We start from the raw sequence: 25,582 nt of genomic DNA, 5'->3' as shown, positions 1-25,582 counted from the left end.
TAAGTCTGCGCAAGAACGGATTCACCCGCATACGCCGCGCGAATCCGTTGCCGGAGTTGAATAGCGTTTGCGCGTGTTGACGCGCAGCGCGCGAGCCGCCCCTTTAATCTCGACACTAACCAATGAAGCAAGCGATTGCACAAGGAGGCAGGACATGAAGGTTAGCGTACTGGGTGGCGGGCACGGGTGCTTTGCGGCGGCAATCGACATGCTCGAAAAGGGCCACGACGTGACGTGGTGGCGCCGCGATACGGTTGCATGCGCGCGTTTGCGCGAGCTGGGCGAACTGAACGTGAAGGACTGGCGCGGCAAGCGGCGGGTGCCGGTTGGCGAGGCGCGCGGCGCGGTACGCCTTGCCGACGATCTCGGCAGCGCGGTGCGCGAGGCGCGGCTCATCGTGATCCCGCTGCCGTCCACCACGCATGAATCGCTGGCAAGCCAGCTCGCGCCTCACCTGGCCGACGATCAGGTGGTCTTTCTGCCGCCGGGCACGTTCGGCAGCTACGTGTTCGCGAAGGCGATGCACGACGCGGGCAACCGCGCGCGCGTGGCATTCGCGGAAACGGGCACGCTGCCGTATCTCGTACGGCGCCACGGCGAAAACGATGTGGTCATCAGCGCCTACGCCACGCGCCTGCCGACCGGCGTGTTCCCCGCCAACGCAGCCGAATGGGCGTTCCCCGTGCTCAAGGAGGGCTATCCGAGCGTCGAGCCGATCGAAAACGCGCTGAGCGGTGCGCTGATGAACGCGGGGCCCGTGATCCACCCGCCGCTCATCATGATGAACGCGGGGCCGCTCGAGCATTTCGAGGCATGGGATATTCACAACGAAGGCACGCAGCCGTCGATTCGCCGCGTGACGAATGCGCTCGACGCCGAGCGCATGGCGGTGCGCGAAGCGCTGGGATACGGCGCGCCGCATTTTCCGCTCGCCGACCACTATGCGAGCGAGGGCGACGAATGGATGTATGGGCGCGGCGCGCACGGCAAGCTCACGGACAGCGGCGACTGGCGCGAGCACATCGACCTGAAGGCGCACCGCTACATGCTGGAAGACACGCGGCTCGGCCTCTCGTTCATCGTTTCGGTGGGCCGCTGGGCCGGGGTGCCGACACCCGTCGCCCAAGGACTGCTGAGCATAGCGAGCGCGGTTTCGGGACGAGACCTGTACAGCGAGGGGCGCACGCTCGAAAACCTCGGGCTGGCCTCGCTTTCGCGCGAAGCGATGCGCGACCTGCTGGCACGGGGGCTCGCATGACGCACAGCGCGGTCGACGTGAAGCGCGTCCACGTGCTCGGCGCGGGACGCATGGGGCAGGGCATCGCGCTCGCGTTCGCATTCGCCGGATTGCACGTGACGCTCATCGATTTCAAGGAGCGCGATGCGCAGGCGCGCGCCGCATTCGCGGCGGCCGCGCGCGGCGAAATCGCACGGCAATTGCTGACGCTGGTGGAGTCCGGACGCCTCGACGCAAGCGGGGCCGATGAAGCGCTCGCGCGTGTCGAAGTGCTCGATCGCGCTGGCGCCGAGGCCACGCTTGCTGGCTGCGAGGTCGTGTTCGAGGCGGTACCCGAAGTGATGGCCGCTAAGGAAGCAGCGTTCGCATGGCTCTGCGCGCATGTCGATCATGCGGCAACGATCGCATCTACGACGTCGACGTTTCTCGTCACCGATCTGCAAAAGGTGGTCACGCAACCGCAGCGGCTCGTCAACGCTCACTGGCTCAATCCCGCGCACCTGATGCCGCTCGTCGAGATCAGCCGAAGCAGCCTCACGGACGACGCGGTCGTCGCGCGGATAAAGGACCTGTTGCGGCGCGTGGGCAAGGTGCCTGTGGAATGTGCGCCGTCTGCCGGCTATATCGTGCCGCGCCTCCAGGCGCTCGTCATGAACGAGGCGGCGCGCATGGTGGAAGAGGGCGTGGCCAGCGCCCACGACATCGACATGGCCGTGCGTACGGGCTTTGGCCTGCGCTTTTCGATCCTCGGGCTGCTCGAATTCATCGACTGGGGCGGCTGCGACATACTTTATTACGCGTCGCATTACCTCGCGAAGGAGATCGGTCAGCGCTTCGAACCGGCCGCCATCGTCACGCGGCATATGAAAGAAGGGCTCGACGGCATCCGCGACGGTAAGGGCTTCTACGACTACACGGATGTTGAAGTGCCCGAGTACGTGAAGCGCCGGCTCGGCGAGTTTGGGCGATTGCTCGAGCATCTCGGGCTTGCGCCGCACTATAACTCGGCAATCGCGCCATGAAAATCCATGCCGTGGATGATACTCGCCATATATGATTGATTTGACAGATGTGGCGTCGGTCTTTAACTTCTGGTCTGAATTCCCACGGGTAGTTAATACGACATCCTAATGATTTCCGCGACGATCGAACGTATCGAAACCCGGCTGATAGATCTGCCGACGATTCGCCCTCACAAGCTGTCCGTCGCCACGATGTACGGGCAAACCCTGATGCTGGTAAAGGTGTACTGCAGCGATGGCGTGACCGGCATCGGCGAAGGCACCACCATTGCCGGCATGGCGTACGGCCCCGAAAGCCCGGAAGCGATGAAGCTGGCGATCGACGCCTACTTCGCCCCCGCGATGATCGGCCAGGACGCCACGCGCATCCAGGCGCTCATGGCGCATCTGGGCAAGCTGGTGAAGGTCAATCACTTCGCCAAGTGCGCGCTGGAAACCGCGCTGCTCGACGCGCAGGGCAAGCGCCTTGGCGTGCCGGTGAGCGAGTTGCTGGGCGGGCGCCGCCGCGAGCGTCTGCCGGTTGCCTGGACGCTGGCTTCGGGCGATACCGCAAAGGACATCGCCGAAGCCGAGGCCATGCTCGAAGCGCGCCGCCACAAGATCTTCAAGCTGAAGATCGGCGCGAAGGAACTCAAGACCGACATCAGGCACGTCGCTGAAATCAAGAAGGCGATGGGCGAGCGTGCTGCCGTGCGCGTGGACGTCAACATGGCCTGGAGTGAAACGCAGGCGGCGTGGGCGATTCCGGCGCTGGCGGAAGCCGGCTGCGAACTGGTCGAACAGCCCGTCGCCTCGCCCGCAGCGCTTGCGCGCCTCATGCGCCGCTTCCCGGTGGCGTTGATGGCCGACGAGATCCTGCAGGGGCCGGAAAGCGCGTTCGAGATCGCGAAGAACGAGGGCGCCGATGTGTTCGCCATCAAGATCGAACAAAGCGGTGGACTGTTCGCCGCACAGCGCGTGGCGACGATTGCGGACGCCGCGGGTATCGAGCTGTACGGCGGCACGATGCTCGAAGGCGCGTTCAGCACGGTGGCCTCGGCGCACCTGTTTGCAAGCTTCGCCAACCTGCAATGGGGCACCGAACTGTTCGGCCCCCTGCTGATCACCGAAGAGATTCTGACCACGCCGCTCGACTACAGCGACTTCGAGCTGACGGTGCCGAACGGCCCGGGCCTGGGCATCGAGCTGGACGAAGCGAAGGTCAAGCGCTTCACCCGCGACGGCCTGATGAAAGTGACGAAGTAATCCGCGAAGTAATCCGGACACCTGACAAACGGAATTTGACGATGCTTTTCCACGTACGCATGGATGTGAACATCCCGGCCGACATGCCCGCCAACGTCGCCAATGAAATCAAGGCGCGCGAAAAGGAGTATTCGCAGGAGCTGCAGCGCAGCGGAAAGTGGCGCCATATCTGGCGACTGGTGGGCGAGTACGCCAACTACAGCATCTTCGATGTAGAGAGCAATGCAGAGTTGCACGACATTCTGACTGCGTTGCCGCTTTTCCCGTACATGAAGATAGCGGTCACGCCGCTGTGTCGCCATCCGTCCTCCATCAGGGACAACGACGCCTGAGCTGATTTCACCAATACCAGCAAGCACCAGAAAGTACCAGCAAGCACCAGGAGACAAATACCATGAGCGCAAAAGTATTCGAAACGAAGGAAGTGCAGGACCTGCTGAAGGCCGCTGCGAATCTCAATGGCGGCAGCGGCAACGCGCGTTTCCAGCAGATCGTCCATCGGCTGCTGGGCGACCTGTTCAAGGCCATCGACGATCTCGACATCACGCCCGATGAAGTCTGGGCCGGCGTGAACTATCTGAACAAGCTCGGCCAGGACGGCGAAGCCGCGCTGCTGGCTGCGGGCCTTGGCCTCGAAAAGTATCTCGACGTCCGCATGGACGCCGCAGACAAGGCGGTGGGTCTCGAAGGCGGCACGCCGCGCACGATCGAAGGGCCGTTGTACGTTGCGGGCGCACCGGTGCGCGAAGGCGTTTCGCGAATCGACATCAACCCTGACGCCGACGCAGGTCCGCTCGTCATTCACGGCACCGTCACGGATCTCGACGGCAAGCCGCTCGCGGGCGCCGTAGTCGAATGCTGGCACGCGAATTCGAAGGGATTCTATTCGCACTTCGACCCGACCGGCGCGCAGGACGACTTCAACCTGCGCGGCGCGGTCAAGACCGGCGCGGACGGCAAGTACGAATTCCGCACGCTCATGCCGGTGGGCTACGGCTGTCCGCCGCACGGTTCGACCCAGCAGCTGTTGAACGGGCTCGGCCGCCATGGCAACCGTCCGGCGCACGTGCACTTCTTCGTCTCGTCGGATAACAGCCGCAAGCTCACCACGCAGTTCAATATCGAAGGCGATCCGCTCATTTGGGATGACTTCGCCTACGCAACGCGCGAGGAACTGATTCCGCCCGTGATCGAAAAGACCGGTGGTGCGGCGCTCGGCCTGAAAGCCGACACGTACAAGGACATCGAGTTCAACTTCACGCTCACGCCGCTGCTGCAGGGTAAGGACAACCAACTCGTCTATCGCCTGCGCGCCGAAGCCACGGCGTAACCGTCGAGGGCGGCGGCACGTCATTGCCGCCGCTTCATTGAAATGACGCAGCGAGAAGCGGCGCTTCATTGAGGGCCGATTCTCCTGATCGATTGAGTATCGGACGAGAGCGACACATTCGCTGCCGCGGCTGTATCGGTAAGGACGGATTCGATGGCCGTGGCAAGGGCGAGCGGCGTCTCGTTCATCGGGTAATGGCCGGCGTTCTGCAAAATCTCAACAGTGGCTTGGGGATATCGGCGAAGGTGGGTTTTGGCCATCAACCCGGCGTTGAATGTTGGATCGTGTTCGCCCACCAACACCTTCACCGGATGTCGTCCGGTAATCTCTTCGCTGAAATCTGTATCGGCCCATGCATGGAAGTACGCAGCGAACGCTTCCCGAGAGGAGTGCGTTGCCGAATACGCCACTTTTCATTCGACCCTGGAAGAGGGCAACCGTCCGCCGGTGCTGCGATCGATGATGGTTCTACGATTGTCCACGTACTCGGCGGCATCTTCGAGTAAGCGCCGCGTCGCGCTATCGTACGTAATCCCGCCGCAGGGAACCGGTGCAACGGCAACCAGTGCACGTACCCGATCGGGGGTAAGTGTCGCAATCCGCTCGATCGCCATGCCACCCATCGAATGACCGATCAGGCTAAAGGCGTGAAATCCGAGAGCGTCGGCCAGCGCCAGCGCATCGGAGGCGATCTCGTTGATCGTGTACGCGCCGCGCGTCTCCCGCATGCCTCCGTAGCCGCGATAGTCCATGAACACGTAACTGAACGCCTGGCGAGACAGCCAGGGTTCAATCGGTTCGAATGAGTGCGCATCACCGAACCAGCCGTGTAGAACCAGAACGGGGTGAGGGCCATCCCCCGCGCGATGAAACGTACTGGGCATATCAATTCCGATGTGAATGGGATGTGGTCTCCATCCGGGGCGGCACACGTCGCGTGCTCGGGGAGACGCCGAGTCAGTATCTGGAGGCACGCCGGGCGGCGTGAACGGACAGCCGCTCGATGCCGGTGCAAAGCAACCTTCCCCGACTGTCCCTCAGGCGGACGTAACCATTCGCTGTCGCCCACTCGGGCGAGTCATCTCGAATTGAGTTACATGGCAACTATTCATGAAAAAATCTACGAAATCATCAATGCAACCGGGTGACTTGGTGTCGAAATAAACGGATCGGTCGGAGATTCGGGTGTGTCGCCAGAAATTCAGCACAGAACGAACGAAATGGTTGGGAAAATTGGCGTGTAGGCCGCGAACGTGGTGGTGAAATCAGTGGCGATGTGGCAACGACTATAAAGTGGACAATACATCTATCTAGGGCTATTCCGAACCTTAAGAACCTGTAAAGTTTGACGTTAGCTCAGGTAGACATCGCGTCAGTCAAGTGCGCCGCGCTTTATCGCTGCGCAGTCGATGCTTATAACGAAGTCGACAATGAAAGGGTCTGGTCATGCTGTCTCTTAAGGGTCTGAAGGTGGTCACCCAGCTCGTAGCGGGGTTTGCTGCTGTCATCGTTCTGATGGTTGGGCTCGGTGTCTTCTGCCTGTTCGAGGTGAGCGGTGAAAATGTCCACGTTGCTGAGTTTCGCGATAACTGGTTGCCAAGTGTGCGCAGCAGCCAGCAGATGCTGGCCGGGCTGCGCCAGGCACGAATCAATGAATACCGCGCGACCAGCAGCCAGAATCCGGCGGCGATCCAGGACGCTGAAGCCCGGATCGATGCCGGCATGGCAGACTACCGCGGGGCTGCCGCAGACTATGAAAAGCTCATCACTGAGCCGCAGGAGAGGGCTGCCTTTGCTGAAATCCAGGTGCTGATGCAGCAATATCTCGACATTGATCGTCAGATGCGAGCACTGGTCAAAGATGGCAAGGCGGCGCAAGCGCTGGACCTGCTGACGGGCAAGTCGTCTACTGTGCGCGATGCCCTCGAAAAGGACATGAAGACGATCGTGGAGATCAATGTGGCGGGGGCTGCACGTGAAGGTCAGGCAGCGAGCGACGCATACTCGCGGACCATCGTGCTCGTGATCGGATTTATCACCGCGGCCGCAATCGTGGCGCTTGGTGTGGCGCTGCTCATCGCGCGTGGAGTGGGGAGACAGCTTGGTGGCGAGCCGCGGGATGCAGCGATGCTCGCCAGCCAGATTGCGGGCGGCAATCTACGCGTCGGGGTTCCGTTGAAGCGCGGGGATCGTTCGAGCCTGATGTTCTCGTTGGGGGCCATGAAAGACCAGTTGACCTCCATCGTGCAGGGTATCAAGGCGTCCAGCGAGTCGATTTCTGTTGCCGCGGGCGAAATCGCGCAAGGCAACTCCAGTCTGTCGCAGCGCACAGAAGAACAGGCTGCGTCCCTCGAGGAAACCGCATCGAGCATGCAGGAGTTGACCAGCACGGTCCGCCACAACGCGGACAGTGCGAAGCGGGCGACCGCTCTCGCAGTCAGTGCGTCGGGAGTAGCGCAACGTGGCGGCCAGGTCGTGGGTCGTGTGGTCGAGACCATGCGCGGTATTTCGGACAGCTCGAGCAGAGTCGCGGAGATCATAGGCGTGATCGAAGGTATCGCCTTTCAGACGAACATCCTCGCCCTGAACGCCGCTGTCGAGGCAGCTCGCGCCGGCGATCAGGGACGTGGATTCGCAGTAGTGGCGGGCGAGGTTCGCACGCTTGCCCAGCGCAGCGCCACGGCCGCCAAGGAGATCAAGGAGCTCATTGGCGAATCGGTTGCGCGCGTCGATGCTGGCTCGCGGCTCGTTGAAGAGGCGGGTGGCACGATCGGCGAAATTGTTCAGTCGGTGAAGAGCGTGACCGACATCATGAACGAAATCTCGTCTGCATCCGAAGCGCAAAGCACCGGCATCGAGCAGATCAACCAGGCTGTCTGCCAGATGGACGAGGTCACCCAGCAGAACGCCGCCCTGGTCGAAGAAGCATCGGCTGCGGCACAGTCGATGGCCCAACAGGCGCAGGTGCTTCGTGAAGCAGTCGCCGTCTTCAGGGTTGGAGACGTCGGATCGGCGAGCATATCGCCCACCATGACGGCAGGTCGAGCGGCTGTCGGATCTGCGGCGTTGAAGCTTGCGTGACCGCTGCGGCTACCGGGCTTGACGCGCGCCGCGTCATGTCCGGCGCATGCGAGGGCTAAAGAACCCTTCACGCTTGCCGATAAGACACGAGTACGGCGTTATTCGGCGACTCGTAGCGTCTTAACTTACGGCCAGCAAGATTTCATGCAGATTCAACCCATTAGCGCGGCTGCGACCGCCTACGGCAGCGGCACGACCGGCGGCTCCGCTTCGAATGCCGGGAATCCGGGCACCGGCGCTTCCTCGGGCACGGCATCGTCGAATTCGAACGGCGACAGCACGACGGGTTCGTCGACGAGCACGTCCAGCAGCGGCACCTCGTCGACTTCGACGCCAGGCACTTCGGCAACGTCGCGGGCGGGCGGGGTCGGTGGTGGAGGCGGCGCGGCGTCCTCCAGCAGCTCTTCATCGAGCGAACTCGATGAATTGAATGCCCTGATCGCGTCGCTCCAGGCGCAGCTCGCGCAGGTGACGTCGCAGACTGCCAGCGCGGCGGCGCAAGGCTCGAACTCGGGAGAGATCAGCCAGATCAAGGCGCAGATCGAAAGCGCGCAAAGCGCGTTGAGTTCGGCGTCGCAAAGCTCCGACACGAGTCAGGTCAGCCAGATCGCGTCGCAACTGGAGAGCGCGCAGAGTTCGCTGGCGCAGTTGATGGTCGCCAATGGCAAGACTACGGGGCTCGTTTCGACCACAGCGTGAGTCATGCACGACGGCGGCCGCGCTTGCTACCATCGTCGGCGCCAACTACGGAGCCGACTGTGACAAACCCAACTCTCCATCTCTACGCCGACGCCCAATACGCCAGTCCTTATGCGATGTCCGTCTTCGTCGCGCTGCACGAGAAGGCGCTTGCGTTCGAGCTTTTAACGGTCGATCTCGGGAAAAGCGAGAACCAGAAGCCGGATTTCGCGGCGAAGTCGCTCACGCAGCGCGTGCCGACCTTGATCCACGACGGCTTCGCGCTCTCGGAATCCTCGGCGATCACGGAGTATCTGGACGAAGTGTTTCCCGGCGTTGCGCTCTATCCTTCGGATCGGCAACTGCGCGCCCGCGCGCGCCAGGTTCAGGCGTGGCTGCGCAGCGATCTCATGCCAATCCGCCAGGAGCGCTCGACCGAGGTGGTGTTTTACGGCCCGAGCGCGACGCCGCTCACCGGCGCGGCGCTTTGCGCCGCAGACAAGCTCTTCGCGATGGCCGAAGCGCTGCTCGCGCAAGGGGAGAAGCACCTTTTCGGCGAATGGTCGATCGCTGACGTGGACCTTGCGTTGATGCTGAACCGGCTGGTTCTGAACGGCGACCCGGTGCCGCAACGGCTGGCACAGTACGCCCTCTATCAGTGGCAGCGGTCTTCGGTTCAGCGCTGGCTCAGGCTCGAGAGGCCGCCGCTCTAAGGCGTGCGTCAGCCCGCCTCGAACGCCGTGTGATATCGCACGTTCGCGGCGGGCACGTCACCGCGCAACGCCATCGCCTGGAAGTATTCAGCCGGCACGCAGGGCAGCACGAGCGTAGGTTCAGGCACGAACCCGAAGCGTGCGTAGTACGCCGGATCCCCGAGCACCACGCAGCCCGCCGCGCCGCGTGCACGCAGCGTATCCAGGGCGCGTTTCGTCAGCATCGAGCCAATCCCCTGCCTTTGACGCGCAGGTGCGACCGAAACCGGCCCGAGCCCGAACCAGCCGGTCGAACCATCTGAAAGCGCGACGGGCGAAACCGCCACGTGCCCGACGATCTCACGTTCGTCCTCGGCAATCAGTGAAATCGCGAGCGCGCCCGCTTTTCGCAACGCATCGACGATCCACTGCTCCGTGTGGCTCGTATGCGGCGCATTGCGAAACGCGGCCTCGGTCAGCGCGTGAATGGCGGCGTGATCGGCAGGCGTTTCTTCGCGGATGCGCAGTGGCATGGCGTTCACCGAAGATTCAGAAAATCGAGCGCCCGGTGCGCGTCGTCAACCACTCCAGCGCCAGCGAACCGACCAGCGAGTTCCCCGTCGCGTCGAGGCCCGGCGACCACACGCACACCGCAAATTCGCCGGGCAGCACCGCGATGATCCCGCCGCCCACGCCGCTCTTCGCAGGCAAGCCCACGCGGTAGACGAAATCGCCCGCCGCGTCGTAGGTGCCGCAGGTCAGCATCAGCGCGGAAAGCCGCTTGGCCGAACTCGCGTCGAGCACGGACTCGCCGCTCGCGGGCGAGACGCCCCCGTTCGCCAGGAAAAGCGCCGCGCGCGCCAGTTCCACGCAGCTCATCGAGATCGCGCATTGGCGGCAATAGGCGTCGATCACGGTATCGGCGGGCATTTCCAGGTTGCCGAAGCTCGCGATGAAATGCGCCATCGCGCGATTGCGCTCGGCGTGCGCGAGTTCCGATTGCGCGACGCGCAGATCGTAGCCGATGCCAGGCTCGCCCGAGAGCCGCCGCATGAAATCGACGAGCGCGGTTTCCGCCTGCACGAAGCGGCGGCACAGCACGTCGGTCACGACGAGCGCGCCCGCGTTGATGAAAGGATTGCGCGGCTTGCCCGCCTCGAATTCGAGTTGCACGAGCGAGTTGAACGCCGTGCCCGAAGGCTCGCGGCCCACGCGCTCCCAGAGCGCGTCGCCGAGCAGCTGGAATGCAAGCGTGCACGCGAACAGCTTCGAAATGCTCTGGATGGAAAAGCGCACGTCGGCGTCGCCGGTGCGGTACACCTGGCCGTCCACGGTCACGATGGCCATGCCGAAGTGATCGGCGCGCACCGTGGCGAGTTCGGGGATGTAGTCGGCCACGCGGCCCGTGCCGATATACGGCTGCAGGTCGCGATGGATGGCGTCGAGGACGGGCGTGTAATCGAACGTATGATTCATGGGCGGCGCAGGGCAGTCGCGGCGGAGCACCCGCCGCGGTCCCGCGATTGTAGCGGCTCGCGTCGAGCGCCACGCCTGCGTTGCGCGCTATTCGGCGTCCGTCTTCATTTCGCGCAGATGCTTGTAGACCGTCGCCCGCCCCATGCCTAGCACCTTCGCCACATAGTTGGCCGAACTCTTGCCCTTGAACGCGCCTTCGGCATACAGCGCTTCGACCAGTTCACGCCGGTGCTCGCGCGTGAGCGAGTTGAGCGCGATCTGCCGCTCGCGCAGCCAGCCGTGCAAAAAGGTGTTGATGCGCTCCTGCCAGTCGTCCTTGAAGAGTTCGTCGGGCTGCGCGATCACGCCCACGCCGCGCAGGAACAGGTCGAGTGTGGCCTGCACATCCTGGAAAGCGGCGATGTTGAAGTTGATGCACATGACGCCCGCCGCTCGCCCTTCATCGTCGAACAGCGCCGTGCTCACGCAGCGCATGCGCCGGCCGTCCCAGTTCACCTTCTCGTAAGGGCCGAGCAGCTTGTTGCGCGTGGTTTCCTCGACGTCTTCGAGTGCCGAGTCGTCGCCGACCTCGCGCTTCGAAAGATTGTTCGAGAGGTAGGCCACGGTCTGGTCCGAGAGGTCGTGAATCACGACTTCCGCGAACGGGAAGAACAGCGTCGTGATGCTGTCCGCCACATGCGCGTAGCGCGCGAGCAGCATGTCGCGCGAAGCTTTCGGGCTGGCGCTTTTTTTCACGCGGATGGTGTCGCTTTCTCGTTTCGGCATCGGACTTGGACCGGTTGCGGCAGGAAGGACGTCGATGATACTGCGATCGCTCGACGCCGCCCATCAACGGACGTTGCGCAGGTGCTCGTACAGCGCGTGCGCGATGGCCATGTCTTCGAGACCGAGGCCAATCGAGCGGAAAAACGCATGGCGCGCGTAGGCCGGACGCGGGCATGCGTCGTTGGCAAGTTCCGCGAGATCGCCCACGATCGATTCCGGCGACCAGCCGTGCTCGCGTGCGGCCAGCACCATTTCGCCCGCACTTTGCGGCGTCGTGCGGCGATAGTCGCAGTAGACATCGAGTGAGGGCAGTGCGGCCGGATCGATCTCGTGGGCCTGCGCGACGTTCGTGCTGATCGAGGTGATGAGCGCGGGCTTCGTGAGGGCGTCCAGCGCGAGAACCGGCTTGCCCGACGACGTGCACAGCATCACCACGTCGGCGTCGCGCACGCACGCTTCGGTTGTTTCAGTTGCGCTTGCGCGTGGGTCGAGCGCGCGCAATTCGGCCTGGCGTTTCGCGTCGCCGGCGAGCTTCGGCGAGTACACGCGAATGTCTTCCCAGGCGCGCAACGGCGCAACATGGCGGATGTGCGCGAGCGCGACGGCGCCCGAGCCGATCACGGCCAGGCGCTTCGCCTCGCGCGGCGCGAGCTGGTCGACGGCGAGCGCCGTGGTGCCCGCGGTGCGTTCCGTGGTGAGCAGCGCCGAGTCGCACCACATGAGCGGCTGGCCCGTCTTCATCGACATCAGCGCGGTCCAGGCGGTGATGACGGGAGGCTGGCCGTTCGCGCCCACGATGTACGGCGAGAGCTTCGCGCCGAACACGCCGGCTTCGGCGAGTACGCCGAGATAGGTGATGAAGTCGCCAGCGTCCTTCGGGAACAACGTGAGGGTTTGCGGCGGCTGCACAGCGTCGCCGCGGCCCAGCGAGGCGAACAGGCGGCCGAGTTCGCCGCGCACGTCGAGGCTGGGCAGGGCGGCGCGCACCTGGGCGGCATCGACGACGAGCGGCGCAGCGGTGGGTTGGGACGTCATGGTCATGCTGGGGCTCCGGATTCTCGATGTAGACATTTTTGTCCATTCTAGACTTTCTTTTTATTTTTCGTCTATATTCCTCCTGCGGCCGCGGCCCTCGCGAGAGGGCGCCGCACGAAAGGGCAAAGCGCTCGAACAGACACTTATTACGAATTGGGTGACGACGATGAACAGGAAGATCATTCGCTTCGCGGCTGCGGCCAGCCTTGCATGCTTTGCGGGCATGACGGCGGGCGCGGCGCACGCGCAGGACCCGAAAACACTGCGCTTCGGCGTGGAGGCGTCCTATCCGCCGTTCGAGAGCAAGACGCCCTCGGGCGATCTGCAGGGCTTCGACATCGATATCGGCAATGCCGTGTGCCAGAAGCTGCAGATGAAGTGCGTATGGGTGGAGAACAGCTTCGACGGCCTGATCGCCGCGCTCGAGGCGCGCAAGTTCGACGTCATCAATTCGGCGATGAACATCACCGACAAGCGGCGCCAGCAGATCGCGTTTACGCCCGCCATCTACGTGATGCCGATCCAGATGGTCGCGAAGCGCGGTTCGGGCCTCGAGCCCACGCCCGCGAGCCTGAAGGGCAAGTCGGTGGGCGTGCTGCAGGGCTCGACGCAGGAAGACTACGTGCGCAAGCACTGGGGGGCGCAAGGCGTGAACGTCGTCACGTATGAAAACCAGGACCAGATTTTCGCGGACCTCGCCGCCGGGCGTCTGGACGGCGCGGTCCAGGAAGTGCAGACCGCCACCGACGGCTTCCTCTCGAAGCCCCAGGGCAAGGGCTTCGATTTTGCTGGCGCGCCGCTCAAGGATCCGGCCACGCTTGGTGAAGGCACCGGCTTCGGCATGCGCAAGGACGACGCGGCGCTCAAGGCCAAGGTGGTCGCGGCCATCGACTCGCTGCGCCAGGACGGCACGCTCACGAAGCTGTCGATGAAGTATTTCGGCCGCGATATCGTCGCGAAGTGATCGTTATGGCTTCCGTGTCGAGAGCAGATTCATGACCAGGAGCGCGATCGTTCTCGGCGCGGGCATCGTGGGCGTGAGCGTCGCGCTGCATCTGCAGGCGCGCGGCGTGCAGGTCACGCTCGTCGACCGGCGTGAGCCCGGCGAGGAAACGAGCCACGGCAACGCCGGGCTGATCGAGTCGTCGTCGGTGGTGCCTTACGGTTTCCCGCGCGACTGGCGCACGCTGCTGCGCCTCGTGCGCAACGATTCGACGGTGCTGCGCTATGACGTGCGCTCGCTGCCCGCTTACGCGCGCTGGCTCGCATCGTTCTGGCGCGAGTCGTCGCCTGCGCGGCTCGCGCAGGCCGCGCGGGACATGCTGCCGCTCATCGAGCGCAGCGTGGCCGAGCACGACGCGTTCGTCGCCCGTGCGGGGCTGCGCGACATCGTGCGGCCCGTCGGCTGGCTCGAAGCGTGGCGCTCGCCGGCTGGCTTCGAGCAGGAAATGCGTACGGCGCGCAGCGTGGCGGATGCGCATGCCTTGCACATCGAAACGTTCGACGCGCCGGGCTTGCGCGCGCTTGAGCCTTCGCTTGGCGAAGGCTATGCGGGCGCGATCCACTGGATCGATCCCGCGAGCGTGGCGGATCCGGGCGCGTTGACGAAGGGTTACGCGCAACTGTTCCTGCGCAATGGCGGGGCGTTCGCACGCGGCGATGCGCGTACGCTGGCAGCGGCGGGTAACGGCTGGCGGGTGCAGACGGCCGACGGCCCGGTGAGCGCCGAGCTTGCCGTCGTGGCGCTCGGTCCGTGGTCGGATCTCGTGACGCGGCCGCTCGGTTACCGCGTGCCGCTCATGGTCAAGCGCGGCTATCACATGCACTACGCGAGCGAGGCGCGCGCGCCGCTCGTGCGTCCGGTGGTGGATATCGAAGGCGGCTACGTGGTTGCGCCGATGCGCCGCGGCTTGCGGCTCACGACGGGCGTGGAGCTTGCCAAGCGCGAGCGTCCGCCTGACTATGCGCAGCTCGACGCGGCGGAGCGCGAGGCGCGCCCCGTGTTCGGACTTGGTGCGCGGCTCGACGACACGCCGTGGATGGGTTTGCGCCCCTGCACGCCCGACATGCGCCCGGTGCTCGGGCCCGCGCCGCGCCATGCCGGGCTGTGGTTCGCGTTTGGCCATAACCACCACGGCCTCACGCTCGGGCCGGTCACGGCGCGCCTCGTTGCCGAGCAGATCGTCGGAGAAACGCCGTTTACCGATCCTGCGCCGTATTTGCCCGCGCGCTTTGGCTAAACCTCGCGGGTCAGTGCGCGCCCGCTGCGCCGCCGCCTGCGCCGCCCTTCGTCGATTTCGTGATCCAGATGAGCGGAATGATCACGAGAAAGATGATCGCCGAGATATAGAAAATGTCGTTCAGCCCCATCATGGCGGCCTGCGAGTTGAGCTGAAAGTCGAACAGCGCGCGTGCGGACGGCTCGCTCAGATTCAGCACCTTCTGGGTCTGGTCGATCGCCTGGACGAAGGTCGGGTTGTTGATCGACGCCTGCTCCGTGAGCCGCGCGTGATGCAGGATCGTGCGGTTGTTCCAGGCGTTCGTCGCGATCGAGGTGCCCACCGCGCCGCAGAACACGCGCACGAAGTTCGAGAGGCCCGCCGCCGCCGGCACGCGGCTCGGCGGCTGCCCCGAGAGAATGATGGCAGTGAGCGGCACGAAGAAGAGCGCCATGGGGATGCCTTGCAGCAGCGTGGGCAGCACGAGATGGAAGGTGTCGATTTCGAGCACGTATTTCGAGCGCATGTAGAACACGCCCGCGAACATCACGAACGCGATCGTCGCGATGATGCGCGCGTCCGAGCGCGGCAAGAGGCGCCCCACCACGGGAGCGAGGATCACGGCGAACACCCCAAGCGGTGCCGTGACGAGGCCCGCATCGACGGAGCGGTAATTCAGATACTCCTGCATCCATTGCGGTAGCAGCACGAGATTGCCGAAGAACACCGCATACGCCACCGAAATCGCGATCGTGCCGCCGAGGAAGTTGCGCTGTCCGAAGAGCCGCAGATCGACGATCGGGTGCTCTTCGGTCAGCTCCCACACGAGAAAGAACGCGAAGCTGATGAGCGCGGTGATGCCAAGCGCGACGATCACGGGCGAATTGAACCAGTCGAGGTCCTTGCCTTTGTCGAGCATGATCTGCAGCGAGGCGACCCAGGCGATCAGGAGCCCGAGGCCGACGATGTCGATGGGCGGCTTGCGCGTGGGCGATTCGCGGTGGCGGTAGATCGACCAGGTGATGGAGCCCGCGAAGATGCCCACGGGGATATTGATGTAGAAGATCCACGACCAACTGTAGCTGTCGGTGATCCAGCCGCCGAGCGCTGGTCCGGCGATCGGGCCGACCGTTGTCGTCATGGCCCAGAACGCGAGCGCCGTGGACGACTTGTCCTTGGGCCACGAGCCGAGCAGGATGGCCTGCGAGAGCGGGATGAGTGGGCCGGCCACGGCGCCCTGCAGCACGCGCGCGATGAGCAGAAAGGGCAGCGTGGGCGCGATGCCGCACAGCCACGAAGCCAGCACGAACGAGAAGATCGAGGCGACGAACAGGCGCACCTGGCCAAAACGCTGCGTGAGCCAGCCGGTGAGCGGAATGGAAACGGCGTTGGCCGCCGCGAACACGGTGATGACCCAGGTGCCTTCGTCCACGGAAACGCCCATGTCGCCGGAGATGGTCGGAATGGCGACGTTGGCGATCGACGTGTCCAGCACGTTCATGAAGGTCGCGAGCGAGACCGCGATCGTGCCGAGGATCAGACTGCCTCCCTGGAGAGGCGGCGGCGGCGCGGGCGGCGACGATGAAGCGGCGGGCTGGTTCAAGCGTGTTCTCCGCGTGTTCGGTTTGCGGCACAGGATACCTGCAATCTTCTTTTGTCATCGCCAGGCGCGGAGCATCCCCATGTGGCGCAGGGTGATCGTGCTTGCGAATGGCTTTCGCGTTCGGTTGCGCGGCTTTATGCGCGGTTTATGCAACGCCAGGAAATGGAGTCTTTCATACACGCGGCGTGCGGCGAGCGTATCCTTGCGCCTGCCGCGCGGCGCGCAAAAAGCGTGCGCTGGACACACAATACGAGCGTTAGTACAGGAGAGGTCCAACCATGAGCTGGGAAGCATTTGAAGGGGGCTGGCGTCTGGCGCCGGCCGATGGCGCGGCGCGCGCAGTCGTCGTGCTATTGCACGGCGTCGGTAGCAACGCGCAGGACCTCACGCCGCTCGCCGACGTGTGGCGCGATGCGCTGCCGGGCGTCGCGTTCACGTCGCTCGACGGCAGCGAACCGTTCGACGGCGGCTTTGGCGGACGCCAGTGGTTCAGCCTGCGCGACATCAGCGAGAGCAATCGCGAGGCGCGCGTCGTGGCCGCCTCGCAGGTGTTCGAGCGCAGGCTCGACGCCGAACTCGCCCACTGGGGGCTCGGCCACGACGCGCTCGCGCTGGTTGGCTTCTCGCAAGGCTCGATCATGTCGCTCTACCACGTGGCCACGCAGGCGGCGGGCGCGGCGGCCGTGGTCGCCTATGCGGGCCGGCTCGTCACGCCCGTGGTCGCGAAAAGCCGCACGGTGCTCACGCTCGTGCACGGAGAGGACGATGAAGTGATTCCGGCAAGCGAACTGGAGCGCGCCGCCGCCGCGTTCAGCGACGCGGGATTTGCGGTCACCGCTTTCGCGCTGCCGGGCGTGGGCCACACGATCACGCCGCAAGGCGTCATGCTCGGGCGCGACGCACTGGTGCGCGCGCTCGCACACGCCTGATTTATCGAATGGCTGACGGGGTGCGAGGTCGGACCCCGTTAATCCGCGAAAATGGGCGGTGGTGAAGGGAAACCGGAAGCGAAATCGGTACAAAAGGGCAGTCGCAAAAGCCCGCAGTGTCGTATTTCGGCCATATTTTCCGGATAACCTATGCAGTTATTTCTGGACCGGCTAAAGTTCGCGCCGGTCGCGGCCGTTAATACGGGGAGTCGCCGCGACCTTATCGGCCGCGTAGGCCCGTTCCGCCCGGCGCGCGGCGAGTTCGCGCTGCCTGGATGAGGCTGCCATCGGGAATGCCATCCGTCGGCGCTTCGTCTGCCGGGTCGCCAAAAAAACCGCACATCAGACCAATATGGCCCGAGCCAAGCCGCATTCCATTTTTTCCAAGAGGCTGTTCCGCCAGGACGTGGCGCTCGATCTCGGTACGGCCAACACGCTGATCTATACCGCCGACAAAGGCATCGTGCTGAACCAGCCCTCCGTGGTCTGCTTCGAGCGCCGCGCCGGCGCAAACGAGACCACGGTGGCCGCGGTGGGCCGCGAGGCGAAGGACCTGCTCGGCCGCACGCCCGCCAATCTGGAGACGGTGCGGCCGCTTTCGCACGGCGTGATCGCCAATTTTTCCGCTGCCGAACACATGATGCGCCGCTTCGTGGCGATGGCGCAGCCGCGCCGTCTGCTCGGGCGCCGTGCCGCGTTCACGGTGTGCGTGCCGGCGGGCGCGACGCGCGTCGAGCGCCGCGCGGTCCGCGAGGCCGCCTTCGCGGCGGGAGCCGCGAGTGTGAACCTGATCGGCGAGTCGCTGGCTTCGGCGCTGGGTGCGGGACTGCCGGTGCATGCGGCAACGGGCTCGATGGTCGTGGATATCGGCGGCGGCACGACGGAAGTGGGCATCGTCGCGCTGGGCGGCGTGGCGTGCAGCGGTTCGGTGCGCGTGGGCGGCGACCAGTTCGACCGCGCGATCGTCGATCATGTGCGCACGCTTTATGGCGTCGTGCTGGGCGATCAGACCGCCGAACTCGTGAAAAAGACGATTGGCTGCGCGGCCTACGGCGAACCCATCGAACGCATGCGCGCGACCGGGCGCAGCATGGAGGACGGCCTGCCGCGCACGGTCGAGATCACGAGCCATGACGTGGCGGATGCGCTGGCCGCGCCGTTGCGCCTCGTGATCAACGCGGTGCGCCAGGTCATCGAGACGGCACCGGCCGAACTCGTCACCGATATTGCCGACAGCGGCATCGTGCTCACGGGCGGCGGCTCGCTGCTCGTGAGGCTCGATCAATGCCTTGCCGCCGAACTCGGCGTGACCGTGCGCGTGGCCGACGAGCCGCTCACCTGCGCGGTGCGCGGGGCGGGCGCGGCGGCCTCGCTCATGAGCGAGCACGCATTCGAATTCGTCGAATAACGACGCAAGCCGACTGACCAGGACGCGGTGCCTCGGGAGGCGCCGGCGTGTCAGATGTCCGCGGCGCGGGCGTGGGACAATACGCCACTTTGCCGGCGTGCGCCGCGATGGACTGCCTGTCGGGCCATCGCAGTGCGCCGCTGTCCCGTTGTCTCCACATCGTCCAGCCGTGAATCCAGCCGCTTTTCCGGCCCCCGGTACGTTTATCGAACTGCCCGGCGGCCTGCCCATGCCCTATGTCGAACGGGGCGAGGGCGAACTCCTTCTCTTCGTGCACGGCTCGCTTTGCGACTACCGCTACTGGCAGCCGCAGCTAGCCGGCCTCGCGCGGCAGTATCGCTGTGTTTCGTTGAGTCTCACGCACTACTGGCCCGCCGAGGATGCGGCGCGCGATCAGCCCTTTAGCTGGCGGCAGCACGCGGACGAACTGGCCGCATTCGTCGAAGCCTTGGGCGCGGGCCCGGCACACGTGATCGGCCATTCGCGCGGCGGCCTCGTGTCGTTCCAGTTCGCGCTGCGACATCCGCAGCACGTGCGCACGCTCACGCTCGCCGACCCGGGCGGCCCCGTGCAGCAGCCGGGCCAGACGCTCGCCACGCTGCCCGAGACCGTCAACGTGCTGCGCGCCCGCGCGGTGGCGCTGATCGAGTCGGGGCAGGTGGACGCGGGGTTGGAGCTGTTCGTCGATTCGGTGAGCCGGCCAGGCTTCTGGGCGAAGAGCACGCATGCGTTTCGCCGCATGGCCACCGACAATGCCCACACGCTTGGGCCGCAGTTTCAGGATCCGCTGCCCGCGTACACGCGCGAGCAAGCCGCCGAAGTGCAATGCCCCGTGCTGCTGATCGACGGCGAGCTGAGTCCCGAAGTGTTTCACCGGGTCGTGGCCGCGCTCGAAGCCTGGCTGCCCGATGCACGGCGCGCGACGGTGGCGGGCGCATCGCATGGGATGAATCTGGCGCGGCCCGCGGCGTTCAACGAACTGATCGATCGATTCGTGAGCGGCCACGCTCGCTGAGTCGCGCCCATACAAAAACGGCGGCCACGCAATGCGGCCGCCATTTTTTTGCTGCGACAAATATCGCAGTCCGAACGACTTGTGCTTAGTCGCGGCCGTGCGCGTGTGCGTCGAGCTTGTGCTCGGCGGCCTCGCCCACCAGGCCCGCATAGTAGAGGTGCACGCCGATCGCGAGCGAATCGTTGCGGATTTCGTGGAAGGCCTTCCATGCCTTCGCGGGATCCTTGAACACGAGATAGTGCGCTTCCTGCGAAACGAGGCGGGCGACCTGGTGCAGGCCGTGGCCCTTGAGCGCGTCCACGAGGTGATCCAGACTGCGGTGCGTGCGTGCGTCGGTGCGCGGATACAGCATGTGCAGCACGGCAACGCGTTCGTTGGCGAGCGCAGCCGAGAGTGCGACCACGATGTCCTGGTGGTTGAGTGCCGTGACGACGGCGCCCTCTGCTTGTTCGTCTTCTGCGAACAGGGTGTCGACCGAGATGTTCATCTGTTGCTTCCTTACGTTTTGCTTTAAGCGCGTGTGGCCAAGAAAAAGACCCGCCGGAGAAGGCGGGCCAAATACTTCATGCAAAGACAATTAGGGGAAGCCATTGCATGTCAACCAGTATCGCAAAGATAGGGTGCGACATGTTGCGCTGCACGAGCAAAATATTGTTGCAGGAATCGGCGTTAAGGAAGCCGCAAGGTTCGCAATGTTGCTCACTTGAAGAGGGATTGTTGCTGGCTGCGCTATCAATCGCGGCTGCACCGCGCCGTAGAATGCGGCAAGCGGTCGCAGCAATGCCGGCCCGGACGAATGGATGCCCGGCGGCTGCGTCCTGTTGCGAAGTGACAGCAATTCAAGGACACACAATGATCGACTCGAAGACACACGCCACGCTCACGATCCCCGGCCACGCTGAAGGCGTTCAGTTGCCGGTCTACAAGGGCACCATCGGCCCGGACGTGATCGACATCCGCAAGCTGTACGGCCAGACCGGCATGTTCACGTATGACCCGGGCTTCATGTCCACGGCGGCGTGCAACTCGGCGATCACCTATATCGACGGCGACAAGGGCGAATTGCTGTACCGCGGCTACCCGATCGACAATCTCGCGCAAAACGCCGACTTCCTCGAAAGCTGCTACCTCCTGCTCAAGGGCGAGTTGCCCACGCAGCAGCAGAAGGACGAATTCGTGGCCTCGGTGACGAACCACACGATGGTTCACGAGCAGATGCACTTCTTTTTCCGGGGGTTCCGCCGTGACGCACATCCGATGGCGATTCTGGTGGCGGCGGTCGGCGCGCTGTCCGCGTTCTATCACGACTCGCTCGACATCAACAACGCGCAGCATCGCGAGGTGTCGGCGATCCGCATGATCGCGAAGCTGCCGACGCTCGTCGCCATGGCGTACAAGTACACGATCGGCCAGCCGTTCGTGTATCCGCAGAACGACCTCTCGTACAGCGCGAACTTCATGCGCATGATGTTCTCCGCGCCGAGCGAAGAGTACAAGGTCAACGACGTGCTCGTACGCGCGCTCGACCGCATCCTCATTCTGCACGCCGATCACGAGCAGAACGCTTCGACCTCGACGGTGCGTCTGGCGGGCTCGTCGGGCGCGAACCCGTTCGCGTGTATCGCGGCCGGTATCGCGTGTCTGTGGGGCCCGGCGCACGGCGGTGCGAACGAAGCCGCGCTGAACATGCTCGAAGAAATCGGCTCGGTCGATAACATCCCGAAGTTCATCGAGCAGGTGAAGGACAAGAATTCGGGCGTGAAGCTGATGGGTTTCGGCCACCGCGTGTACAAGAACTACGACCCGCGTGCGAAGCTCATGCGCGAGACGTGCTACGAAGTGCTGAACGAACTCGGTCTGCACGACGATCCGCTCTTCAAGCTTGCCATGCAGCTCGAAAAGATCGCGCTGGAAGACGAATACTTCGTGTCGCGCAAGCTGTACCCGAACGTGGACTTCTATTCGGGCATCGTGCAGCGCGCGCTGGGCATCCCGACCTCGATGTTCACCTGCATCTTCGCGATGGCGCGCACGGTGGGCTGGATCGCGCAGTGGAACGAAATGATTGCTGACCCCGAGCAGAAGATCGGCCGTCCGCGTCAGCTGTTCATCGGCGAAACGTCGCGTGAGGCCAAGCCGATTTCGCAACGCTGATCCTCGCTGCGCGCCGCTTGCGGCGTGCTCCATGCGTTGCCTCCACGGGCGCCCGCACGTTACGTCGTGCCGGCGCCCGCAATTTTTTCCGCGCACGTTCCTTGCAGGCGGGGACTTGCCACTCATTTCGCGCGTATCGTTCGCATATTCTTCGCGCATTCGCCGCCAATGCGTGCGCCGAAGCCACTACAATCAACCGCAAGCGAACCGTACCGTAACCATTTGCATGGGACCCAGGAGGCACGCAATGCAGGATCCTGAAACACTCGGTGGCGTCACGCGCTCAAGCGGCGTGGACCATCCCGTCCACGAAACCGACATCGCGTTCATCGCGCCCGAAACGCCCGAGGTCGCAAGCGCCGACCAGCATGTGCTGAAGTCGGGCGGCACCTTCATCGTCAACGATCCGCTCGGCGACATCACTGGCATCGACGACGGCCTCTTCGTCAACGACACGCGCGTGCTTTCGTCGCTACGCCTCACCTTTGGCGGGCGCGTGCCCTCGCTGCTCTCGGGCAGCGTGAGCAGCGACAACGCCGTGTTCACGGCCCACCTCACCAATCGTCCGCTGCCGCCGCTTGGCGGCACCACCACGCCCGAGGGCGTGATTCACGTGCAGCGCGAGCGCGTGCTATCGGGCACGTTGATGACCGAGGCCATCGAGCTCACGAACTACGGCACCGAAGACGCCGTCGTGCCGCTCTCCATTTCGTTCGCGAGCGACTTTCGCGACATGTTCGAGGTGCGCGGCCTGAAGCGCGAGAAGCGCGGCACGCTCGTGCCGCCGCGCGTCGAGGACGGCGAGGTCCGGCTCGAGTACATCGGCCTCGACAAGGTCGCGCGGCGCGTGCGCATCGAGTTCTCGCCCACGCCGAACAAGCTCTTCGCCGATCGCGCCGACTTCACCGTGGACCTGCCCGCGCAGGCGTGCGTGTCGATCTACCTCACGGTCGCGATCGAAGTGGAGGCGCTGCCCGGCGCCGCGCCCGGCACGCAGAGCGCGGGCATTTTTCAGCCCGCGCATTGCCTCGTGAACTCGAAGGAGCAACGCGTGGGCCGCGCCGCCGTGCGCGCCGCACTGGTCGACTCGCACATCGTGATGCGCGAACGCCGCCGCGCGACGGCGAGCCTGCGTTCGAGCAACCCGCTCTTCAATGCGTGGATCAACCGCTCGATCGCCGATCTGGGCCTCTTGACCACCGACCTGCCGACCGGCCCGTATCCGTATGCGGGTATTCCGTGGTTCTCCACGCCGTTCGGCCGCGACGCGATCATCACGTCGCTGCAAACGCTGTGGCTCACGCCCGCGCTCGCGCGTGGCGTGCTGCGCTTTCTCGCGGAGCATCAGGCGCGCGAGGACTCGGCGTTCCGCGACGCGGCGGTCGGCAAGATCATGCACGAGATGCGCAAGAGCGAGATGGCCGCAACGGGCGAAGTGCCGTTCGCGCTCTACTACGGCGGCGTGGACAGCACGCCGCTCTTCGTCGTGCTGGCGGGCGCGTACGTCGAACGCACCGGCGACGTCTCGCTGATCGACGAGTTGTGGCCGGCGCTCGAACGCGCGGCGGCCTGGGTCGCAGGTGTGTGCGACCGCAACAAACTCGGTCTGCTCGACTACCGGCGCGAATCGGAAGGCGGGCTCGCGAACCAGGGGTGGAAAGACAGCCACGACTCGGTGTTCCATGCGGACGGCCGTTTCCCCGATGGCCCGATCGCACTCGTCGAAGTGCAGGCATACGCGAGCGCGGCGTTCGAGACGATGTCGCGCTTTGCCACGCATCGCGGCCTGGTGGAAGACGCGGCGCGCTACGCCGCGCGCGCCGCGAAAATCCGCCGCTGCGTGGAAGAGAAGTTCTGGATGCCGGAGTCGGAGTTCTACGGCATTGCACTCGACGGTCACGGCGAACTGTGCCGCGTGCTGGCTTCCAATGCGGGGCATCTGCTTGCGTTTGGACTGCCAGAGGAGGAGCGCGGCCGGGCGGTGGCGGAAGTGCTCGAATCGGCGCTATTCCATACGGGCTGGGGCGTGCGTACGCTCGCGGCGGGTCAGGCGCGTTTCAACCCCATGGCGTACCACAATGGCTCGGTCTGGCCGCACGACAACGCACTGTGCGCGCGCGGCCTTGCGCGCTATGGCCGCAAGGCGGCGGCGGTGCGCCTCTTGCAGGCGCTGTTCGAGGCTGCGGTGACGTTCGACATGCGTTTGCCCGAACTCTTCTGCGGATTCCCGCGCCGGCGCGGCGAGCCGCCCACGGCGTATCCGGTGGCCTGCCTGCCGCAAGCATGGGCTGCGGGTTCGCCGTTCATGATGCTTGAAGCGTGTCTTGGCGTGACGATCGACGCGGCGCGCAACGAAGTGCGTGTCGAGCAGCCCATGTTGCCCGAAGGCATCGACTGGCTCGAAGTGGGCGATCTGCGCGTGGGCAACAACACGGTGACGCTCATGTTCCGCCGTGTGGACGGCAAGGTGGTAGCGTCGGCCGATCGCAGCGACGTGAAGGTGGTGGCGCTGCTGTGAGCGCTGTTATGAGTTCAGGCGCGGGCTTTCTTTCCAAGCCCGCGTCTGGCTCATCCATGCCTTATTTGGCGGGCCGGTGATCGAAGCGCTCCAGCGTGAACTGCGGCGCGACGTAACCCGTCTCGACGCCCATCGTGTTGACGATGCGCGGGGCGTCGAATTTGCTTAGTTGTGCAATCTGTTCCGTTGTGCCGATTCCTAGTTGTCTCAACACTTCCACGACGGTGGCATGGAGCGCGGTCAGATCGCCGTCTTCGATCTTCACCGCGATACCCAATGCCGGGCCGCCCGTATGCGCCGCAGTCGCCGCGCTTGCGCGCACGCCAATCGCGTAACTGCCCGCCGCGCCCAGCTTGCCGACGAGTTCGCCTTCGAACGCGCGCATGAGCGCTGTGCAGAAGCGGCCTTCGCCCGCCACGAGTTCTGGATACGACGCCATCGCGCGGTAGATGCGGGCGAGCGCCTGTGAACGTGAATCGGCCGCCATATTCGCCTGATCCTCGGCATCGGCGAGCTTCACGAAAAGCCGCGCGAGGCGATCGAGCGGGAAAGCCGGCGTCGGCAGATTGCAGCCGTCGATGCCCCACTCGACACCCGCCTCGGGAAGATCGCAAACCTCGGCTACGACGCGCTTCACATGCTGCTGCAAGGGATGCGAAGGCAGATGGTAATCGGCCAGCGCCGCGCCGATGGAGCGCGCGCCCGCAAGCATGCCCGCGTGCTTGCCCGAGCAGTTGCTGCACACCGCGCCCGGCGTGAAGTCGCGCTTGATCCACGCCTTGTACACGGCGTCGGACAACGGCGCATGGCCGCCGCAACGCAGGTCCGATTCCGAAGCGGACACCTTGGCGAGCATCGCGCGCGTACGCTCGATATGGCGATCCTCGCTGCTGTGAGAGGCGCACATGAGCGCGAGATCGGCGTCGTCGAAGCCGAAGCGCTCGAGCGCTCCCGTCTCGACCACGGCGAGCGCCTGCGCGGGCTTGGCCGCCGAGCGCACGAGCGTCATGCGATGCGGGTTGCCGAACGCATAGAGCAGGCGGCCCTGAGCGTCGACCACGGCGATATGGGCGACATGCGTGGTTTCGATGACACCGCCGCGCAGGACTTTTACGGCGGGTTGGGGAGCGCTCGTCGTCATGGTTCGTCTGCCTCGGGTCTCGGATGGGATCGTG

22 protein-coding genes and 1 pseudogene are annotated in these 25,582 nt (G+C 64.7%); 15 read left to right on the top strand and 8 right to left on the bottom strand.

All coding sequences use genetic code 11. The features are described from left to right. The first annotated feature begins 154 nt into the window (after positions 1-154). The 5 genes from L0U83_RS20235 to catA all read left to right on the top strand — a co-directional run bounded on the left by L0U83_RS20235 (position 155) and on the right by catA (position 4,834). Complete coding sequence (locus L0U83_RS20235; protein WP_233885745.1) at positions 155-1,258, top strand: NAD/NADP-dependent octopine/nopaline dehydrogenase family protein; 1,104 nt, start codon at positions 155-157, stop codon at positions 1,256-1,258. Then, positions 1,255-2,259: a 3-hydroxybutyryl-CoA dehydrogenase gene (locus L0U83_RS20230; protein ID WP_233885744.1), complete on the top strand. Its 1,005-nt coding sequence runs from the start codon at positions 1,255-1,257 to the stop codon at positions 2,257-2,259. The genes L0U83_RS20235 and L0U83_RS20230 overlap by 4 nt, the downstream gene beginning before the upstream one ends. Positions 2,260-2,367: 108 nt before the next feature. Continuing rightward, positions 2,368-3,504 (top strand): muconate/chloromuconate family cycloisomerase, encoded by a 1,137-nt coding sequence (locus tag L0U83_RS20225; protein WP_233885743.1) that lies wholly within the window; start codon positions 2,368-2,370, stop codon positions 3,502-3,504. Positions 3,505-3,545: 41 nt separating this feature from the next. Continuing rightward, positions 3,546-3,836 carry a muconolactone Delta-isomerase gene (gene catC, locus L0U83_RS20220; RefSeq protein ID WP_233885741.1) on the top strand — a complete coding sequence of 97 codons (291 nt, stop codon included), beginning with the start codon at positions 3,546-3,548 and terminating at the stop codon, positions 3,834-3,836. A gap of 62 nt (positions 3,837-3,898) precedes the next feature. Continuing rightward, positions 3,899-4,834, top strand: coding sequence for a catechol 1,2-dioxygenase (catA, locus tag L0U83_RS20215; protein WP_233885739.1), 936 nt, complete (start codon positions 3,899-3,901; stop codon positions 4,832-4,834). Positions 4,835-4,899: 65 nt separating this feature from the next. On the opposite strand, the pseudogene L0U83_RS20210 reads toward catA, so the two are convergent. Further along, positions 4,900-5,718, bottom strand: a pseudogene (locus L0U83_RS20210) (alpha/beta fold hydrolase). A gap of 562 nt (positions 5,719-6,280) precedes the next feature. On the opposite strand from L0U83_RS20210, the gene L0U83_RS20205 reads away from it, so the two are divergent. The 3 genes from L0U83_RS20205 to yfcF all read left to right on the top strand — a co-directional run bounded on the left by L0U83_RS20205 (position 6,281) and on the right by yfcF (position 9,306). Next, a complete protein-coding gene (locus L0U83_RS20205; RefSeq protein ID WP_233885737.1) occupies positions 6,281-7,915 on the top strand; it encodes a methyl-accepting chemotaxis protein in 1,635 nt (544 codons plus the stop codon). Positions 7,916-8,059: 144 nt separating this feature from the next. After that, the gene (locus L0U83_RS20200) at positions 8,060-8,614 is read left to right on the top strand and encodes a hypothetical protein (RefSeq protein ID WP_233885736.1); all 555 of its coding nucleotides are present in this window, start codon (positions 8,060-8,062) and stop codon (positions 8,612-8,614) included. 59 nt (positions 8,615-8,673) lie between these two features. Then, on the top strand, positions 8,674-9,306 hold the full coding sequence (gene yfcF, locus L0U83_RS20195; RefSeq protein ID WP_233885735.1) for a glutathione transferase: 633 nt from the start codon (positions 8,674-8,676) through the stop codon (positions 9,304-9,306). A gap of 8 nt (positions 9,307-9,314) precedes the next feature. Here the strand turns inward: yfcF and L0U83_RS20190 are convergent, their stop codons facing one another. From L0U83_RS20190 to L0U83_RS20175, 4 genes are all read right to left on the bottom strand, one after another. Next, positions 9,315-9,818, bottom strand: a complete 504-nt coding sequence (locus L0U83_RS20190; protein ID WP_233885734.1) for a GNAT family N-acetyltransferase — start codon at positions 9,816-9,818, stop codon at positions 9,315-9,317. 16 nt (positions 9,819-9,834) lie between these two features. After that, the gene (locus tag L0U83_RS20185) at positions 9,835-10,761 is read right to left on the bottom strand and encodes a glutaminase (RefSeq protein WP_233885733.1); all 927 of its coding nucleotides are present in this window, start codon (positions 10,759-10,761) and stop codon (positions 9,835-9,837) included. A gap of 87 nt (positions 10,762-10,848) precedes the next feature. Next, the gene (locus tag L0U83_RS20180) at positions 10,849-11,526 is read right to left on the bottom strand and encodes a helix-turn-helix transcriptional regulator (RefSeq protein WP_308445055.1); all 678 of its coding nucleotides are present in this window, start codon (positions 11,524-11,526) and stop codon (positions 10,849-10,851) included. A gap of 63 nt (positions 11,527-11,589) precedes the next feature. Continuing rightward, positions 11,590-12,561 carry an ornithine cyclodeaminase family protein gene (locus L0U83_RS20175; protein WP_233886583.1) on the bottom strand — a complete coding sequence of 324 codons (972 nt, stop codon included), beginning with the start codon at positions 12,559-12,561 and terminating at the stop codon, positions 11,590-11,592. Positions 12,562-12,727: 166 nt separating this feature from the next. Here L0U83_RS20175 and L0U83_RS20170 point away from each other — a divergent pair, with 166 nt between their 5' ends. Then, a complete protein-coding gene (locus L0U83_RS20170; protein WP_233885732.1) occupies positions 12,728-13,525 on the top strand; it encodes an ABC transporter substrate-binding protein in 798 nt (265 codons plus the stop codon). A gap of 31 nt (positions 13,526-13,556) precedes the next feature. After that, positions 13,557-14,801, top strand: coding sequence for an NAD(P)/FAD-dependent oxidoreductase (locus L0U83_RS20165; protein ID WP_233885731.1), 1,245 nt, complete (start codon positions 13,557-13,559; stop codon positions 14,799-14,801). A gap of 10 nt (positions 14,802-14,811) precedes the next feature. Here L0U83_RS20165 and L0U83_RS20160 read toward each other — a convergent pair whose 3' ends face one another. Continuing rightward, on the bottom strand, positions 14,812-16,383 hold the full coding sequence (locus L0U83_RS20160; protein WP_267939390.1) for a DHA2 family efflux MFS transporter permease subunit: 1,572 nt from the start codon (positions 16,381-16,383) through the stop codon (positions 14,812-14,814). A 278-nt stretch (positions 16,384-16,661) separates the two neighbouring features. Here L0U83_RS20160 and L0U83_RS20155 point away from each other — a divergent pair, with 278 nt between their 5' ends. The 3 genes from L0U83_RS20155 (at position 16,662) to L0U83_RS20145 (ending at position 19,735) form a co-directional block, all read left to right on the top strand. After that, on the top strand, positions 16,662-17,312 hold the full coding sequence (locus L0U83_RS20155; RefSeq protein ID WP_233885729.1) for an alpha/beta hydrolase: 651 nt from the start codon (positions 16,662-16,664) through the stop codon (positions 17,310-17,312). Between the two features lie 352 nt (positions 17,313-17,664). Continuing rightward, the gene (locus L0U83_RS20150; RefSeq protein ID WP_233885727.1) at positions 17,665-18,720 is read left to right on the top strand and encodes a rod shape-determining protein; all 1,056 of its coding nucleotides are present in this window, start codon (positions 17,665-17,667) and stop codon (positions 18,718-18,720) included. 229 nt (positions 18,721-18,949) lie between these two features. Beyond that, a complete protein-coding gene (locus L0U83_RS20145) occupies positions 18,950-19,735 on the top strand; it encodes an alpha/beta fold hydrolase (RefSeq protein WP_233886581.1) in 786 nt (261 codons plus the stop codon). Between the two features lie 85 nt (positions 19,736-19,820). Here the strand turns inward: L0U83_RS20145 and L0U83_RS20140 are convergent, their stop codons facing one another. Beyond that, positions 19,821-20,222: a hypothetical protein gene (locus tag L0U83_RS20140; protein WP_233885726.1), complete on the bottom strand. Its 402-nt coding sequence runs from the start codon at positions 20,220-20,222 to the stop codon at positions 19,821-19,823. 365 nt (positions 20,223-20,587) lie between these two features. Here L0U83_RS20140 and gltA point away from each other — a divergent pair, with 365 nt between their 5' ends. Together gltA and L0U83_RS20130 are read left to right on the top strand one after the other, a co-directional pair. After that, positions 20,588-21,889, top strand: a complete 1,302-nt coding sequence (gltA, locus tag L0U83_RS20135; protein WP_233885725.1) for a citrate synthase — start codon at positions 20,588-20,590, stop codon at positions 21,887-21,889. A gap of 247 nt (positions 21,890-22,136) precedes the next feature. After that, positions 22,137-24,407, top strand: a complete 2,271-nt coding sequence (locus tag L0U83_RS20130) for an amylo-alpha-1,6-glucosidase (protein WP_233885724.1) — start codon at positions 22,137-22,139, stop codon at positions 24,405-24,407. Positions 24,408-24,468: 61 nt separating this feature from the next. On the opposite strand, the gene L0U83_RS20125 is transcribed toward L0U83_RS20130, so the two are convergent. Continuing rightward, entirely contained in the window at positions 24,469-25,548 is a 1,080-nt protein-coding gene (locus L0U83_RS20125; protein WP_233885723.1) for an asparaginase, read from the bottom strand. Positions 25,549-25,582 lie beyond the last annotated feature (34 nt).

The sequence above is a fragment of the Paraburkholderia flagellata genome, assembly GCF_021390645.1.
GTDB classification, from domain to species: domain Bacteria; phylum Pseudomonadota; class Gammaproteobacteria; order Burkholderiales; family Burkholderiaceae; genus Paraburkholderia; species Paraburkholderia flagellata.
Note: the sequence above shows the minus strand (reverse complement) of the source record. Positions and strands in the feature narration are given on the sequence as shown.

Coding starts and splice junctions, on each gene's coding strand:
- L0U83_RS20140 (WP_233885726.1), bottom strand. CDS start 20,222: ATGAACATCTCGGTCGACACCCTGTTCGCAGAAGACGAACAAGCAGAG.
- L0U83_RS20235 (WP_233885745.1), top strand. CDS start 155: ATGAAGGTTAGCGTACTGGGTGGCGGGCACGGGTGCTTTGCGGCGGCA.
- L0U83_RS20165 (WP_233885731.1), top strand. CDS start 13,557: ATGACCAGGAGCGCGATCGTTCTCGGCGCGGGCATCGTGGGCGTGAGC.
- L0U83_RS20150 (WP_233885727.1), top strand. CDS start 17,665: ATGGCCCGAGCCAAGCCGCATTCCATTTTTTCCAAGAGGCTGTTCCGC.
- L0U83_RS20145 (WP_233886581.1), top strand. CDS start 18,950: ATGCCCTATGTCGAACGGGGCGAGGGCGAACTCCTTCTCTTCGTGCAC.
- L0U83_RS20155 (WP_233885729.1), top strand. CDS start 16,662: ATGAGCTGGGAAGCATTTGAAGGGGGCTGGCGTCTGGCGCCGGCCGAT.
- L0U83_RS20130 (WP_233885724.1), top strand. CDS start 22,137: ATGCAGGATCCTGAAACACTCGGTGGCGTCACGCGCTCAAGCGGCGTG.
- gltA (WP_233885725.1), top strand. CDS start 20,588: ATGATCGACTCGAAGACACACGCCACGCTCACGATCCCCGGCCACGCT.
- L0U83_RS20200 (WP_233885736.1), top strand. CDS start 8,060: ATGCAGATTCAACCCATTAGCGCGGCTGCGACCGCCTACGGCAGCGGC.
- catA (WP_233885739.1), top strand. CDS start 3,899: ATGAGCGCAAAAGTATTCGAAACGAAGGAAGTGCAGGACCTGCTGAAG.
- L0U83_RS20230 (WP_233885744.1), top strand. CDS start 1,255: ATGACGCACAGCGCGGTCGACGTGAAGCGCGTCCACGTGCTCGGCGCG.
- L0U83_RS20225 (WP_233885743.1), top strand. CDS start 2,368: ATGATTTCCGCGACGATCGAACGTATCGAAACCCGGCTGATAGATCTG.
- L0U83_RS20170 (WP_233885732.1), top strand. CDS start 12,728: ATGAACAGGAAGATCATTCGCTTCGCGGCTGCGGCCAGCCTTGCATGC.
- catC (WP_233885741.1), top strand. CDS start 3,546: ATGCTTTTCCACGTACGCATGGATGTGAACATCCCGGCCGACATGCCC.
- L0U83_RS20190 (WP_233885734.1), bottom strand. CDS start 9,818: ATGCCACTGCGCATCCGCGAAGAAACGCCTGCCGATCACGCCGCCATT.
- L0U83_RS20175 (WP_233886583.1), bottom strand. CDS start 12,561: ATGACGTCCCAACCCACCGCTGCGCCGCTCGTCGTCGATGCCGCCCAG.
- L0U83_RS20180 (WP_308445055.1), bottom strand. CDS start 11,526: ATGCCGAAACGAGAAAGCGACACCATCCGCGTGAAAAAAAGCGCCAGC.
- L0U83_RS20205 (WP_233885737.1), top strand. CDS start 6,281: ATGCTGTCTCTTAAGGGTCTGAAGGTGGTCACCCAGCTCGTAGCGGGG.
- L0U83_RS20185 (WP_233885733.1), bottom strand. CDS start 10,761: ATGAATCATACGTTCGATTACACGCCCGTCCTCGACGCCATCCATCGC.
- L0U83_RS20125 (WP_233885723.1), bottom strand. CDS start 25,548: ATGACGACGAGCGCTCCCCAACCCGCCGTAAAAGTCCTGCGCGGCGGT.